The organism is Synechococcus sp. SynAce01 (assembly GCF_001885215.1).
GTDB classification, from domain to species: Bacteria; Cyanobacteriota; Cyanobacteriia; order PCC-6307; family Cyanobiaceae; genus Regnicoccus; species Regnicoccus frigidus.
On sequence record NZ_CP018091.1, the window covers coordinates 1154314 to 1168609 of the forward strand.

The window sequence follows — 14296 nt, forward strand, 5'->3', positions numbered from 1 at the left end:
GCCTCGCTCGCGCGGCTCGGTCGTTCCATGCAGCAGATCAGCACTTTGGGGGCCGATCTCTTCAGCTGAGATTGAGATTCAGCTCACTTCTGCATACAGGAATCTAGAGACATTGCCCTCACCAGCTCACGCCATGGAGCTTCGGCAGCGGTGCGGTCTGGCTGGTGGTGGCGAACAGCCGGGGGATGCGGTTGCTGTTGTAGACCCTGAATTCCTCCACCAGGCTCACTCCTTCCTTGCGGACCGCCTGGTTGAGCACCAGAGAGCCATCGGGATCGGAGACCGAGCGGTGGAAGGTGCCCGGCGGGATGCGCAGGATGTCGCCACCGGTGTCGAGCCGGACGATGTGGAACGGGTAGTTCCAGCCCAGATTCACCAAAAAGAAGGTGCGGCCACCGTGCATGGCCAGCAGGTTGTCCTCCTGGTGGGGATGCAGGTAAAACTGCCAGGCTCCGGATTCCGGATCATCCGGGGGGCTCACCGCCGGCCCGCTGTGAACCACCAGGTCGCGGGCGTTGGAGGTGGGAACGGTGATATCGAAGAAGCGCACCGAAGGGGTGTCGCGGAACTTTTCGTAGGGGATGAGCTCGAACATCGGCGCCGGACGGGGCACTCTTGACTCGCTCGGCTGGAGGACGGAGCTGGACATCGGAACAACGCCGTCAGGGAAGAGACGCTTGAAAGTGATCCACCTAACCGGAGGAGTTCGGCCAGCAGCCGTGCGCACCGCTACGGAAGCCCGCGCTGGTGTCGAAAAGCAATCCGGCTGATGGACTTAGGCGGTTGTTGAGCTTACAAGCGCGCAAGCTTCAACTCCCCAGCAGAACCGGTCTGGCGGCCATTGCTTTAATGCGGGGAATACCCGTTGATGGAGCCCGAAGTCATGGCCGATCGCTCCCCTGCCGTTCTGCGCCTGGCGGCCGTGCTGGTGGCCGCCGGCCTGGGCCTGCAGACCTTGCCTGCTCTTGCCCAGACAGGCCGCTCCGCCGGCAGGCCCACCGTGTCGGTGCCCAACTTCAAGAACACCGTGACCCAGCAGGCCTGGTGGTGGCAAGGGCCGGTGGCAGAGGATCTCGCCGCCATGCTGGCCAATGAGCTGGCGGCTGAAGGCGATCTGCAGGTGGTGGAGCGCAGCAATCTCAAGGACGTGCTCTCGGAGCAGGAGCTCACCGACCTGGGAATCGTGCGCCAGAGCCCGAATGCGGCCCAGCGGGGCCAGATGACCGGCGCCCGCTACATCGTGCTCGGCACCGTGAGCTCCTACGACTCCAACGTGGAGAACACAAGCTCAGGCAGCAATTTCGGCCTGCTCGGCTTCGGCACCAAGAAGCAGCAGGTGGAAACCAAGGATTACGTGGCGATCGACATCCGTGTCGTCGACAGCACCACCGGTGAGGTGGTGGGACGCCGCACCGTGGAAGGGCGAGCCACCAGCACCGCTGAAGCCAGGGAGCAGGGGGGCAGCCTGCTGCCGTTGGCCGCCGGCGCCCTGCTGCTGGCCCCGAACATGGGCCGCACCGGTCAGGTGCTCACCGGCGCCGCCGGCACCTTGAACTTCGGCTCCAACGAAGCCCAGTCGCAGCGCACCCCGGCGGCCAAGGCCATCCGCGCCGCCCTGATCGACGCCTCCGACTACGTGAACTGCCTGCTGGTGCCCCGCGGGAACTGCATGGCCGCCTTCGACGCCCAGGACCAGCAACGTCGTCAACGTACCCGCGGCACACTTCAACTGGAGTGAACCGGCGCCAGTAGCCGGCCTGACCCTGGGCAAAGAATCAGAACGGGATCGGCATTTCGGCATCAGCCGGCTCTGGCGCGCACTGCGGAATCCGCTCCTCCACCACCTGGCCGATCACCACAATCGAAGGGGAACCAAAGCCTTCGGCCTCCACCCGATCGGCCAAAACCCCCAGGTAGCTCACCAGGTCGCGCTGACCACGGACCGTGCCCTGCTGGATCACCGCCGCTGGCGTTTCCTCGGCCAGGCCACCGGCGATCAGCTCCTCGCAGATCCGGCGCAGGTTGTGCAGGCCCATGTAAATCACCAGCCCGTCGCTGCTGCGGGCCAGCCCCCGCCAGTCGACCCCGGGGCGGTCCTTGTCGATCTCCTCATGGCCGGTGACGAAGGTGACGCTGGAGCCAGCGCGGCGATGGGTGACCGGCAGGCCGATGTAGGCCGGAGCGGCGATTCCGGCGGTCACCCCGGGCACCACCTGCACCGGCACCCCGGCCGCCACCAGGTGGGCGGCCTCCTCGCCGCCGCGGCCGAACAGAAAGGGATCGCCACCCTTGAGCCGCACGATGCAATCGCAGCGCTGGGCCAGGTCCACCAGCACGGCATTGGTGCTCGGCTGGGGCACCGAATGGTGGCCGCGCCGCTTGCCAACGAAATGGCGCTCACAACCTGCTGGGGTGAGATCAAGCAAGGCCCGCGGAACCAGAGAGTCGTAGACGAGCGCATCACACTGGCGCAGCAGACGGTGGGCCTTGAGGGTGAGCAGCTCCGGGTCACCAGGTCCGGCTCCCACCAGGTACACCGTGCCGGTCACGGCAAGGCCACCAAGGGCAGACCCCACGCCTGAGTCAGGTTGTCCGTGCGGGTCGCCAGCTTCCGGTCCTTCACATCTGCAGCAGTGTATGGAGTGGTTCAGCCACTCGCCTTGCTGACCTCATGGAGCGGGTGATGTGAGGGGCTGAGGTCAGGGGGTGAGGTCAAGGAGAAGGTCTGAAGATCAATCATTCCTAAGCTCGGTTTTTACGGGGACCTCACCACGACCTCGTTGCCACTGCCACGCAAGGCCGACTGGGGGCGGAGCCCTTCTGAACAGGCCAGACGGCCGGCGATGGCTGCCGATGCCCTGCGTTTTCGTGAGTTGCTCGCCAAGGTGGGCAGCGGTGAGCACACCAGCAAGGGCCTGAGCCAGGCCGAGGCCCGTGAGGCGATGGACCTGATGCTGGCCGGCGAGGTGGGGGAGGCCCAGCTCGGCGCCTTTCTGATCGCCCATCGGATCCGGCGGCCTTCGCCGGTTGAGCTCGCCGGCATGCTCGACAGTTACCGCGCCCGCGGCCCGGTCTTGCGCAGTCCGGTGTTGCTCAGTCCGGGGAAGAAGCCGCTCTGTTTTGGGGTGCCCTACGACGGCCGCAGCCGCACGGCGCCCCTGCTACCCCTGCTGGCGCTGATGCTGGCGGCCGCCGGCCAGCCGGTTGTGCTGCACGGCGGCGATCCGATGCCGGTGAAGTACGGCATCACCCTCGCCGAGCTGTTTGCGGCCCTGGGGATCGAATGGCGGAACCTCAGCCTGCCGGCGGTGCAGGCCAGGCTGGAGACGCACAACCTGGCCCTCACCCACCAGCCCCTGCACTTCGCCGCCGCCGATCGCCTGCTGCCGGTGCGCGACGCGATCGGCAAACGCCCGCCGGTGGCCAGCCTGGAGCTTCTCTGGACTCCCCATCAAGGGGAGCACCTGCTGGTGAGCGGCTTCGTTCACCCCCCCACCGAGAACCGGGCCTGGGAGGCCCTCGCCATGGCAGGCGAACCCGACCTGCTCACCGTCAAAGGGCTGGAAGGCTCCACCGACCTGCCCACATCCCGGGCGGGCATCACCGCTCGGGTGCGCGATGGCGTGATGACCCGACTCCTGCTCCATCCCCGCGACCATGGGATCAGCAGCCATGAACAGGCCTGGGAGAACCTCGAGCAATGGCGAGAGGATGCACTTGCGGCCCTGGTCGGGGAGGGGCCCCTGGCCGAAGGCCTGCTCTGGAATCTGGGGGCCTACCTCTGGCTGGCCGATCAGTGCAGCAGCCTCGAAGCCGCCCTGGACCAGGCCAGGGCCCTGCTGCTGGCCCGTAGCGGCGAAAAGCTTCGCCAGGAGCTGGCGGCATGAACCAACACAACCATTGCTTTGGCTTCGAGGCCGATTTCGTCGCCTCCCTGCGCTGCCTGCCGATGGCCGTGCGGCGCAAGCTCGATCTCGCCGGCGTCAAGCTCAAACTCAGCCACTGGCACGCCTTGAGCAACGACGAGCGGCTACAGCTGTTGGAGTGGGCCGATCAGCCTGACGCGATCACCGCCCTGCGGCAGTGGCTGAGCGGGCGCACCGCCGCCATGGCCGATGGACCGGCCAAGCCCCTGGAGCCAGCACACGCCGAGAGCTGGCAACAAAGCGAGCAGCTACCCGATCGGCTGCGCCTCTCTTGCGCGCAATTGGGCTGCTCAATCCCCTTGGCGGCCTGGGCGGAGCTGGGTGAACTGCAACGCTTCGCCTTAGTCAAACTCAGCCACCCTGGCCACGAACACCGCAACCTACCTGGGGCCATTCGCGAGTTCGGGCTTGGCGATTAGCCATGACCTCAAGGACCTCGGGCACCCGGTGGCGACGCTGACCCAAGCCTGATGACCAGCAAAGCCAATGAATCTCAATCCAGACTGCTGGGATGTAGAAAACGTTGATCAGAAAAGCTTGCTGAGGATGGTTATTAGGCCCGGCGCTCGATCGGCAGAATCACCGCCGCGGCAGCCTCGACGCGAACCGCCGCCGCCTTCAGCTCCGGCTGGCCGGAGATCGGGCAGGCCAACTCATGCATGAGCGCGTTGGCCTCGCAGGCCAACTCCTGCCTGAACCCCCAGTGCATCGGCAGAAACACCGTGCCGGCGCGGATGCGATCGCTGATCGACAGCCGGGCCGTGATGCTGGAGCGTCTGGAGGTGATCCGGGCCAGCGCGCCGTCCGCCAGGCCCAGATCAAGAGCGTCCACCGGATGCATCTCCAGCAGAGGCTCGGGATGCATGGCCACCAGCCGAGGAACCTGGGCCGTGCGGGTCATCGTGTGCCACTGGCCCAGATAACGCCCAACAGTGAGTACAAGGGGATAGCCCTCCGAGATCGGCTCGCCCAGGCCCAGCGGCAGATCGGCGCAGAAACGGGCGCGGCCGTTGGCGGTTGGGAAGAGCAGATCGGTGTAGAGGCGTTTCGCTTCGGTCGTTGGTGCGCTGCCTTTGGGAGCGGGCCATTGCTGCGGGCCGTGGCTGGCCAGTAGCTCGTGGCTGAGGCCGGAGACGTCGCAAAGGCGGCCGGCCGAGAGTTGGGCGTGCTCTGCATAGACCTCGGCTGCGCTGGTGTAGGTGAACTGATGCTCGAAACCCAGCCGCCGTCCAACAGCGGCGAAGATCTCCCAGTCGGGACGGGCCTTGCCTGGGGGGCGGCGGAAGGCCGGACAGAAGGTGACCCGCCGCTCGGAATTGGTCATCGTTCCCTGCTTCTCGCTCCACTGGGCGGCCGGCAGCAGCAGGTGGGCGTAATGCGCGGTTTCGGTACCGGCATAGGCCTCACTGAGCACGATCAATGGGCAGAGGGCCATGGCGGCCTTGACCCGTTCCAGGTTGGGCATACTCACCAGAGGGTTGGTGGCCGCCACCCACCACAGATCAATCTCGCCGCGCTCCATGGCCTCCAGCTGCTGCCATGCCGCCAATCCAGGCCTTGGGGCGATCGAGCCCGGCGCCAGATCCCAGGCACGCTCCACCTCGTCACGGTGCCCGGCATCATTCACATTGCGGTAGCCAGGCAGCAGGTGGGCCAGACCGCCAGCCTCCCGGCCACCCATGGCATTGGGCTGGCCGGTGAGAGAGAAGGGTCCCGCCCCGGGCCGGCCGATCTGACCGGTGAGCAGATGCAGGTTGATCAGGCCCGCCACCGTAGCCGTGCCCTCCACGCTCTGATTGACCCCCATCGACCAGAGGCTGAGCGCGGCCCCGGCGCCTCCCCAGAGCTCGGCCACCCGCCGCAGCTTGTCCTCGCTGACGCCACAGATGGCAGCAACCTTTGTTGGCGTCCACTCCTTCAGCACGGCGGCGAAGGCGGGAAAGCCATCGGTGGCCTCGTCGATGAACTCGTGATCGATGGTTCGCCGGGCCAGCAAAAGATGGGCAAGGCCATAGAGAAGTGCCAGGTCGGTACCGGGCTGAATGGCCAGATGAAGATCAGCGGCGTCTGAGGTGGCTGTGGCTCGCGGATCGACCACAACGATCTTGAGCTGCCTGGGGTTTTTCTTGCGACGTTTAACTAGTCGCTGGAACAACACCGGATGACAGGCAGCCGTGTTGGTGCCGATCAAGAAAGCCAGATCGCAATGATCAAGGTCGTCGTAACAACAGGGAGGGCCATCGGAGCCAAGGCTGCGGGCATAACCGGCAACGGCTGAGCTCATGCACAGCCGAGAATTGGCATCGAAATTATTGGATCCGATCGCTCCTTTGATGAGCTTCTGGGCAACGTAATAGTCTTCCGTATGGAACTGCCCTGAGCCGTAAAGGGCGATGGAATCGGATCGCTGCCTGGCGAGGCTGTTTTGAATCTGGCCAGCGATGAGATCAAGCGCCTTCTCCCAGCTGATCGGCTGGAAGGGCTGATCCAGGGTGGGGCGGTAGAGAGGTTCCAGCAGGCGGGATCGATCGAGCGTTTCCCCAACCGTGGCCCCCTTGATGCAGACCTGCCCCAGGCTGGATGGATGACCGCGATCCCCCTTCACCCCCCAGATCGGCAGGCCGTCGACCCCGCGACGGGTCGCTTGATTGGGGGCTGCTGGCGGCAGCATGGTGAGACCACAACCCACACCGCAGTAGGGGCACTGGGTGTTAACGGCAGAGGCTTCGGTTGTGGCCGGGGAATCGCCCATCTCGGCCACCATCAGGGCACTTCAGCCAGTATCACTTCTCCCTCGTGGAGATCATCGAAGGAACCCTTTGGTTCCTTGAGGAAGAAGTAACACATCAGGCCCACCACCAGCCCGGCCACACCCAGAACCTGGAAGAAGGCACTGTTGGATGCCGCCACTACCGCCGGAGACGGATCACCGGATGCGTCACCGATCCAGACGGGCAGCAGGCTGTAGATGGTGAGATAGGCCACGGCTCCCACATTTCCATAAGCCCCGACCATGCCGGCGATCTGGCCTGTGACCCGGCGCTTCACCAACGGAACAATGGCATAGGTGGATCCTTCTCCAGCCTGTACAAAGAAGGAGCAACCCATGGTGAGCACCAGGGCCAGCAGGATGCCGGCCGTACCCACGAAAGTTCCCGGTTTAATCATGCTCATCACCAAGTAACCGATACCCAGGCCCACGGTCAGAAAGCCCATTGTCTTGCGGCGCGATCCCAGACGATCGGAAATGAGTCCACCACCCGGGCGGGCCACCAGGTTGACGAACGCAAAGGAGGCGGCAAGGATACCGGCAGTCGCCTTCGGCAACAGGAAGGTAGTTTCAAAAAAGGTGGGCAACATCGACACCACAGCCAGTTCTGAGCCGAAATTCACCACATAGGTGAGCTCCAAAATAGCCACCTGCTTGAACTCATAACGATCGTCTTTGGGATACACTTTCGTACCCTTGATGAGATCCATATTTGTGCGGATGATGCCCAGGGTTTGGGCCACGAAAAAGGCAAGCACCAGCAACAGGGCGATCGTGTATCCCGTGTCATTGAGAAAGTTAACCTTCTGAAGCCGCCAGGCCAGCACGCTGAGAATGGCTGCAAACGGAACGTTCATGCCGAGCAGCCCCCAGAAGTCGCGCATGGAGGTCACCTCTAACCCAGCCGCTTTAGCGGGCTTTTGATAAACCCTTCCCGGTGGAGTATCGGAAACATTGAAAAAATAGAAGATGCCGTAGGCTGCAGCGATCAGTCCAGTTATGGCAATGGCGCCGCGCCAGTTGAGCACCACATCACCGATCTGAGCTCCGCCGGCAAACGAAAGCCAGCCCGCCACGATCACCATGGTAAGGGCCGAAAAGGCCGAGCCGAAATTCCCCCAGCCGCCGTAAATCCCTTCCGCCAGTCCAATCTCCTTCGGCGGAAACCATTCAGCCACCATGCGGATTCCGATCACGAAGCCTGCACCAACAATGGAGAGCAACAGCCGGGCAATCACCAGTTGATTGAAATCCTGGGCGCTTGCAAATAGCAAGCAAGGAATGGCTGAAAATACCAGAAGTGTGGAATAGGTGATTCGAGGTCCGTACTTATCGAGCACCATCCCAATCAGGATGCGGGCTGGCACCGTGAGAGCCACATTGCAGATCGCCAACGTACGGATCTGGGACAGCGAGAGACCCAAGTCCTCCTTGACCGTGGTGGCCAGTGGAGCGAGGTTGAACCAGACGACGAAGGTGAGAAAGAAGGCAAACCAGGTGAGATGCAGGGTTTTGTATCTCCCCTGGAGAGACCAGAGTTCGGCAAGCATGGGTCACGAAAGAGGAACCCTGGCTTCGGAAAAAAGCGCTCAGGACTGAAAATCGGCGCACCATGCTGACCGAGACACAAATAAGAGCATCCGGAGCACTCCTTCCTCTGTAGTTGTAGATACGAATCCTGTCAGGCCTTGCCTTGGTCCGCTGGTGCCCCCTTCTCCAGACCAATCAAAACCCACGCCATTCACAATACAAAACTCCGGCGAGGCTCTCCCCTGCGATCCCGAGCCTTGTGAATAGGCAAGGCAAGGAGCCCCGCGTCAGCCTTGATCAGCCTGCTTCGCTCTTTAATTTCTCAACGAGAATCGAATCATTTTTCTTGTAGAGCTTTGCCTCGGCCTCAATGAAAATGTTTGCGAGGGCGTTGTAAGCCTCGCCCCAGGCATCGATAACTTGATCTGTAGCAGCTTCTCCCAGCACATCTTTCATCGCCTCAAGCAGCTTGGCGCCGATGAGGGAGTATTGCTCGGGCAGGATTCTGGCCTCCACATGCTTGTGAGCAATTCGCTCGACGGCTGAAGCAAGTTCTTCGAGGCGGTCAATATGAGTGGCATAGGCATAGACAGAGGCGGCCAGCTTCTTGGCTTGACCGTTGCCATGGGCATCCACCATCCAGGTATTTTCAAAGCCCAATCTATAGTCGGGACGCTCTGCAAAGGCAATTTCATACATTCGAGAGGTGATCTTTTCGCCGTGCTCTTTAACCGCCGGAGCAGTTGCCTTGACGATGTCTATCGTCTGCTGCGAAATTGTCATTCTTCACTGTCCCAGAACTTCTTGACCATACCACGATTTGCTTGATTGATTTGCTGCGAGCGTACTGTTATTGCTTCCCCTTGCTGTCTGAGTCACTATGCTATCCCCTATTGATGAAGGGACTGGAGTCCTGCGCCGCTTCAACTCCAGTAGAGCGTGCAATGGCGCCTGATCGTTGCTGCTTCTTGGTTGTGCGTCCATCAGCGGATGCAAGGGCCCTCTTCACCTCGGAGCCCACACCCTTCGAGTGCTGATCGGAAGGATGGCTCGGGGCCAGCTTTCAAACACTGCCTCGAAACATCGAGCTTGAGTCACAATCCTCGTTGAAGACCCACCTGACTGAGCAAGAGGATCGAGTCTCACGAAGGTTTCAATCACTTGACAGGACTTTCACTGTAAAAAAAGGGATTAGGGCGACAAAGAACCGACCTGACGACCCAGCCGACGCTGTTCTGGAGACCATGCCTAAAACTGGACCCTGATAGATGCAGGCAGTTCAACCAGCGCAGCATGGCCTGGCTGAGAGCATGGGGTAATGGCCGTCTCCATCCGGTTCTGCCCCTGTCTGCTGAGCGGCGGTGAGAGTCGGCGGATGGGCCGCGACAAAGCGCTGCTTCCCCATCCAGCTGGCGGCACCTGGTTGGAGCAGGCCCTGCGCCTGCTGGCCCAGCTGCAGCAGCCCGTCACCCTGCTCAGCCGCCACCCGTCCCACGGGACGATCGCCCGTCAACTTCAGCAGCGCGAGGGGTTCGAGCTAGAGGTGATCGTGGAGCCACCGCCCCAGGAGGGCCCCCTGCTGGCCCTGACCCGGCTGATGGCCCATCACCGCGGCCAGCGACTGCTACTGGCGCCAGTGGACATGCCCTGGCTGCAGCCAGGCACCCTGAAGCAACTGCTGAAGGCCGGCGCGGCGGAGCCGGAGCGGATTCTTGTGGCCCACGACGGCCAGCGGCTTCAGCCCCTGCTCGGTCTCTACCCCGCCAGCGACCCCTCCCGTCAGTCCGCCGAAACGTTCACCGGCCAAGGAGGCCGCAGCCTGCTGCGCTGGCTGAATCAAACCCAGCGCTTCAGTTCGGTGCCGCTGGACCCACTGCAGCTGCGTAACGCCAACCTGCCGGCCGACTGGGCGCCCTGAGCAGCCAATCCGAACACTGCCGCGCCAGGCTTGGCGCCCGGCAGCAAACCAGAGGAGGTTGTGATGGCTGAACCGGCCTCCCTGCGTGATCGCCTCGGACGCCCACCCGGCGTGTTGCGTCTGTCGCTGACGGCCCGTTGCAATCTGGCCTGTCCCTATTGCTGCCCGGATTCCCAGGAACCACCTGAGCTGCTCAGCCTGACGGAGCGTCTGCAGCTGGTGGCCGCCGCCGTGGATCTGGGCTTCGGCACGCTGCGGCTCACCGGCGGTGAACCGTTGCTGAACCGGGATCTGGAGGCCTTGATCGGCGGTCTCCAAGCCCTTCGTGATCCTTCCAGCCGCCCCCGCGGCCCGTTGCAGGACATCGCGCTGACCACCAACGGGGCGCTGCTGGGGGCGGAGCGGGCCCGGGCCCTGAAGGCCGCCGGGCTCGATCGGATCACCATCAGCCTCGATGGCACCGATGGCGAGAGCGTGGCGCGGATGGCGGGTCTGCTGGCGGGGCCCAGCGCCGGGGAAGCCCTGCTGGCCAAGGTGCTGGCGGCTGTGGAGCACGCCCGTGCCGCCGGCTTCGACCCGGCCGCAGGCCAGCTCAAGCTCAATGCCGTGATCGCCCGCGGCCGCAACGACGATCAGCTGCTGCCGTTGGCGGCGCTGGCGCGGCGGCTGGGGGTGGAGTTGCGCCTGATTGAGTTCATGGATGTGGGCAACCGCAACGGCTGGAACCTCGAGCAGGTGGTGCCAGCGGCCGAGATGCTGCAACGGATCGGCGCCGTCTGGCCGCTGCAGCCGGTGGGACGTGCCAGCGCTGCCACCGCCAACCGCTGGCGCTACCGCGACGGCGGCCTGGAGGCGGCTTCCGGTGGCGGGCAACTGGCCGTGGTGGCCTCGATCAGCGCCCCCTTCTGCGGCGACTGCAACCGCCTGCGCATCACCGCCGATGGCGTGGCCTACACCTGCCTGTTCGCCTCCAGCGGCTTCGACCTCAAACCCTGGCTGCGGCCAGGCGGGCGCCCGGGAGCTGACCGGGCTGGGCTGGATGCGGCCCTGCGCGGCCTCTGGCGCGAGCGCCAGGATCGCTACAGCGAAGAACGGGGGCCCGAGGCTGGCTCCGCCGAGCCCAGCACACCGGCAGCGGCCCACGCCGAGATGGCCTACTTGGGCGGTTGAGCTGCCCGGTCAACCTGCTGGGGGAAAAGCGCCGCGCACCAGCACCGGCACCCGTTTGAAGGCCGGCGTGCCGCTGCGGGCATCCACCTTGGTGCGGATGATGGCGTTCACCTCGGGATAGAACATCAGAGCCGCCCCTTCGCGGATCTCGCCGGGGATGATCTCGATGTTGGTAAGCACGCCGGCTTCGCCCTGCACCGACACCCGCTGGTGGGCGCTCAGGCCGGAGCGGGCCAGATCGCCGCGGTTCATCAGGATCGTCTGGCGGTGCGGCATGCCCCGGTAGGCATCGCCGGCTTTGTAGACCACCGTGTTGTGCTGGCCGTAGCTGCGGGCTGTGATCAAGGCCACCACCAAGCCGTGCTCGCCCGGCCCCAGGTCACCGAAGTGGGCCGGCTCAGGCAACTCCAGCGCCGGCAGGGGCGTGGCCTGCATCCGTGCTCGCCCCGATGGTGTCGGGAAGCGGGGCTGCTCGAACAGCCGCCCCTCCACGCTGAATTCCCCGTTATTGGCATCGATCCGGGCGATCGGCCCATAGCCGGGCACGGTGCGGGCGATCAACTGGCGCACGTACACCGGATCCTGCAGGCGTTCCCAGTCGATTGGATCGCGGCCCATCAGCCGCATGGCCAGCTCGGCGAGAAAGCCCACCTCGCTGATCAGATCGGCGCGCTTGAGGTGGCTGCTGCCGGGTTCGTTGAGGCGCACAAAATTGTTGCCCGATTCAGTCGTGGTGCGGTGTGGTGTTTCGAAGCGGTTGAACACCGGCAACACCAGGGTGGTGCGGGCCGCCAGGCCGTGGAAATGTCCCTGGTTGGGCTTGGTGGCGAGATAGAAGATCGTGTCGATGCGGCCCAGGGCCTGCCGGGCCTGCTCGGAATCGGGGTTGGCCCCCCAGAGATTGCCCCCCAGGCAGAGCAGGCTGTCGACGGCTCCGGCCTCGGCCGCCTCGATCAAGGCGCGGGTGTCATAGCCGGGCACCCGACTGAGCGGACGGCCCAGCAGGGTTTCCAGGGCTTTTTGCATCTCGGCGCGCAGCTTTACGGTCACGCCCATCGAGCCGAAGCCCTGCACGTTGGAGTGGCCGCGGATCGGCATCGTGCCCGCCCCCGGACGTCCGACGTTGCCGCTGAGCAGGGCGGTGTTGGCGATGGCATGCACATTGGCCGTGCCGTTGGCCTGGTGGGTGATGCCCATCGCCCAGGCGAACACCACCCCCTTGGCCCGGCCGATCACGGCGGCGGTCTCCTCCAGCTCTTCGCGGCTGAGGCCGCAGCAGCTGGTGATCGCCTCCCAGGAGGTTGACTTCAGCGCTTCCACCACGGCCTGCCAGCCCTCGGCGTGGGCCTTGAGGAAGTCGAACTTGATGCTGCCGGCCTCCAGCAGTGCCTTCTGGAGGCCCAGGAACACGGCCGTGTCGCTGCCGGGAATTGGCTGCAGGAACAGCGAGGCGATCGTCGAGCCCCGCAGCATCGACTTGATCGGAAAGGCCGGCGAGCCGAACTTGAGCAGCCCCACCTCCAGCACCGGATTGATCACGATCACGCTGCCGCAGCGCTCCCGCAGGTGGATCAGCTCATTCATCAGCCGCGGGTGGTTGGCCGGCGCGTTGGAGCCCACCAGCACCACGCAATCAGACTGCTGCAGGCTCTCCAGGCTCACCATCGAAGTGCCCGAGCCGAACACCTCGCCCAGCCCCACGGTGGAGGGGGCATGGCAGAGGTCGGAGCAGTCGGCCAGGTTGTTGGAGCCCCAGGCCCGCAGCAGCAACTGCAGCAGATAGGCCGCCTCGTTGGAGGAGCGGCCGGAGCTGTAGGAGGCCACCCGCTCCGGCGGGCGCTGGAAGGCGGCTTCAGCCAGCTCAAACACGTCGTCCCAGCCGAGGCGCTCGTAATGGCTTCCGCCCTCACGCAGGATCAGGGGATGGCTGAGGCGACCGAGGCGATCGGCCTCCATCGAACTCAGGCGCTGCAGTTCCGCCAGGCTGCGCTGCGCGAACACCCCCTCAGACACGGCCGGTTGCAGTTCCGCCGCAATCGCCTCGACGCTCTTGAGGCAGCGCTGCAGCGGTTGCCCCAGCTCATCGCGGAAGCCGCCGTTCTGGCCGCCTGTGCCCCAGGCACAGGACAGGCAGGCGCTCTTGTGCAGCAGTGTTTGCCAGAGCAGCGGGCCTTTGGGCGAGAGGGTCGCCTTGGCCCAGCCATCGATCACCGGCCAGCCGCCACCTACGGCCGGGGTGCCGGGATCAGCAGGGGAAGGTTCTGGAGTGGTTTTGGCGGAAGCGGAGACCCTGTCACCCATCTGCGCGACCGGCGAAGGAAAATCACGCTAACGACCACACCCCTGATTACGGTCAAGACAATCCACTCGCATCAGTTCAACCGATGAAATCGAGCCGTTTCGCCATCCACTTGGGATTCGCTGTGGCATTCGGCTTTGCCGTGGCGGGGTTATCGAGCTGTGCAGGGCCCGAGGCCAACCAGGGGAGCCTCTCCAGCCCACCAGCGCAGGATGCCAGCCTTGCCACGAAGTCTGAGCCTTTGCTGATCCGCTCCGGCGATTTTGTTTCCGGCGAGCATCCCACCAAAGGCTCTGCACAACTGGTGAAGGAGAACAACCAGCATCGCCTGGAATTGGATCAGGATTTTTCAACTTCAACATCTGGCCCTGACCTGGTTGTGGTCTTGCATCGCAAGGCCGATGTGATTGCCTCCACCACGCCACCAGCTTTCCCGCTTAACGAAGGTGATTACGTACTGCTTGCTCCCCTGAAGAGCTTCAGCGGCGCCCAGATGTATCCGATTCCAGAGAGCGTCAATCTCGAAGAGTTCAGATCAGCAACAATCTGGTGCCGGCGATTCAATGCCACGTTTGGTTCTGCCACATTGCAATAAGTGATCTCTGGCGTCCTTCAGTTGGGGGCAGTGGAAACGTGCCACCGTTGAGTTCAGCGCTTAGCTTTGATTTTGCGCGAGGTCTCGG

Annotated in this window: 12 protein-coding genes; 6 read left to right on the top strand and 6 right to left on the bottom strand. The window is 64.1% G+C overall.

The genetic code is table 11. From position 1 onward, the window contains the following. Positions 1 to 118 precede the first annotated feature (118 nt). Positions 119 to 595 carry a redox protein gene (locus BM449_RS06160; RefSeq protein WP_071800506.1) on the bottom strand — a complete coding sequence of 159 codons (477 nt, stop codon included), beginning with the start codon at positions 593 to 595 and terminating at the stop codon, positions 119 to 121. Positions 596 to 883: 288 nt separating this feature from the next. Here BM449_RS06160 and BM449_RS06165 point away from each other — a divergent pair, with 288 nt between their 5' ends. Then, positions 884 to 1738, top strand: a complete 855-nt coding sequence (locus tag BM449_RS06165) for a CsgG/HfaB family protein (protein WP_071802032.1) — start codon at positions 884 to 886, stop codon at positions 1736 to 1738. Positions 1739 to 1775: 37 nt separating this feature from the next. Here BM449_RS06165 and cobA read toward each other — a convergent pair whose 3' ends face one another. Beyond that, entirely contained in the window at positions 1776 to 2576 is an 801-nt protein-coding gene (gene cobA / locus BM449_RS06170; protein WP_186437627.1) for a uroporphyrinogen-III C-methyltransferase, read from the bottom strand. 267 nt (positions 2577 to 2843) lie between these two features. On the opposite strand from cobA, the gene BM449_RS06175 reads away from it, so the two are divergent. Both BM449_RS06175 and BM449_RS06180 read left to right on the top strand, forming a co-directional pair. After that, on the top strand, positions 2844 to 3887 hold the full coding sequence (locus BM449_RS06175; protein WP_071800508.1) for an anthranilate phosphoribosyltransferase: 1044 nt from the start codon (positions 2844 to 2846) through the stop codon (positions 3885 to 3887). Continuing rightward, a complete protein-coding gene (locus tag BM449_RS06180; RefSeq protein WP_071800509.1) occupies positions 3884 to 4345 on the top strand; it encodes a nitrate reductase associated protein in 462 nt (153 codons plus the stop codon). The genes BM449_RS06175 and BM449_RS06180 overlap by 4 nt, the downstream gene beginning before the upstream one ends. A 134-nt stretch (positions 4346 to 4479) precedes the next feature. Here BM449_RS06180 and BM449_RS06185 read toward each other — a convergent pair whose 3' ends face one another. The 3 genes from BM449_RS06185 to BM449_RS06195 all read right to left on the bottom strand — a co-directional run bounded on the left by BM449_RS06185 (position 4480) and on the right by BM449_RS06195 (position 9009). Next, positions 4480 to 6690, bottom strand: a complete 2211-nt coding sequence (locus BM449_RS06185) for a nitrate reductase (protein WP_233831169.1) — start codon at positions 6688 to 6690, stop codon at positions 4480 to 4482. After that, positions 6690 to 8246: an MFS transporter gene (locus tag BM449_RS06190; RefSeq protein WP_071800510.1), complete on the bottom strand. Its 1557-nt coding sequence runs from the start codon at positions 8244 to 8246 to the stop codon at positions 6690 to 6692. Before BM449_RS06190 ends, BM449_RS06185 begins: the two co-directional genes overlap by 1 nt. A gap of 277 nt (positions 8247 to 8523) precedes the next feature. After that, the gene (locus BM449_RS06195; protein ID WP_071800511.1) at positions 8524 to 9009 is read right to left on the bottom strand and encodes a globin domain-containing protein; all 486 of its coding nucleotides are present in this window, start codon (positions 9007 to 9009) and stop codon (positions 8524 to 8526) included. A gap of 535 nt (positions 9010 to 9544) precedes the next feature. Between BM449_RS06195 and BM449_RS06200 the strand changes: the two genes are divergently transcribed. Continuing rightward, entirely contained in the window at positions 9545 to 10144 is a 600-nt protein-coding gene (locus tag BM449_RS06200; RefSeq protein ID WP_071800512.1) for a molybdenum cofactor guanylyltransferase, read from the top strand. A 63-nt stretch (positions 10145 to 10207) separates the two neighbouring features. After that, positions 10208 to 11314, top strand: a complete 1107-nt coding sequence (locus tag BM449_RS06205; RefSeq protein ID WP_071802035.1) for a radical SAM protein — start codon at positions 10208 to 10210, stop codon at positions 11312 to 11314. A 9-nt stretch (positions 11315 to 11323) separates the two neighbouring features. Here BM449_RS06205 and BM449_RS06210 read toward each other — a convergent pair whose 3' ends face one another. Continuing rightward, entirely contained in the window at positions 11324 to 13615 is a 2292-nt protein-coding gene (locus BM449_RS06210; RefSeq protein ID WP_083544434.1) for an FdhF/YdeP family oxidoreductase, read from the bottom strand. A gap of 83 nt (positions 13616 to 13698) precedes the next feature. Here BM449_RS06210 and BM449_RS06215 point away from each other — a divergent pair, with 83 nt between their 5' ends. After that, on the top strand, positions 13699 to 14208 hold the full coding sequence (locus BM449_RS06215) for a DM13 domain-containing protein (protein WP_071800513.1): 510 nt from the start codon (positions 13699 to 13701) through the stop codon (positions 14206 to 14208). The last annotated feature ends 88 nt before the right edge of the window (positions 14209 to 14296 follow it).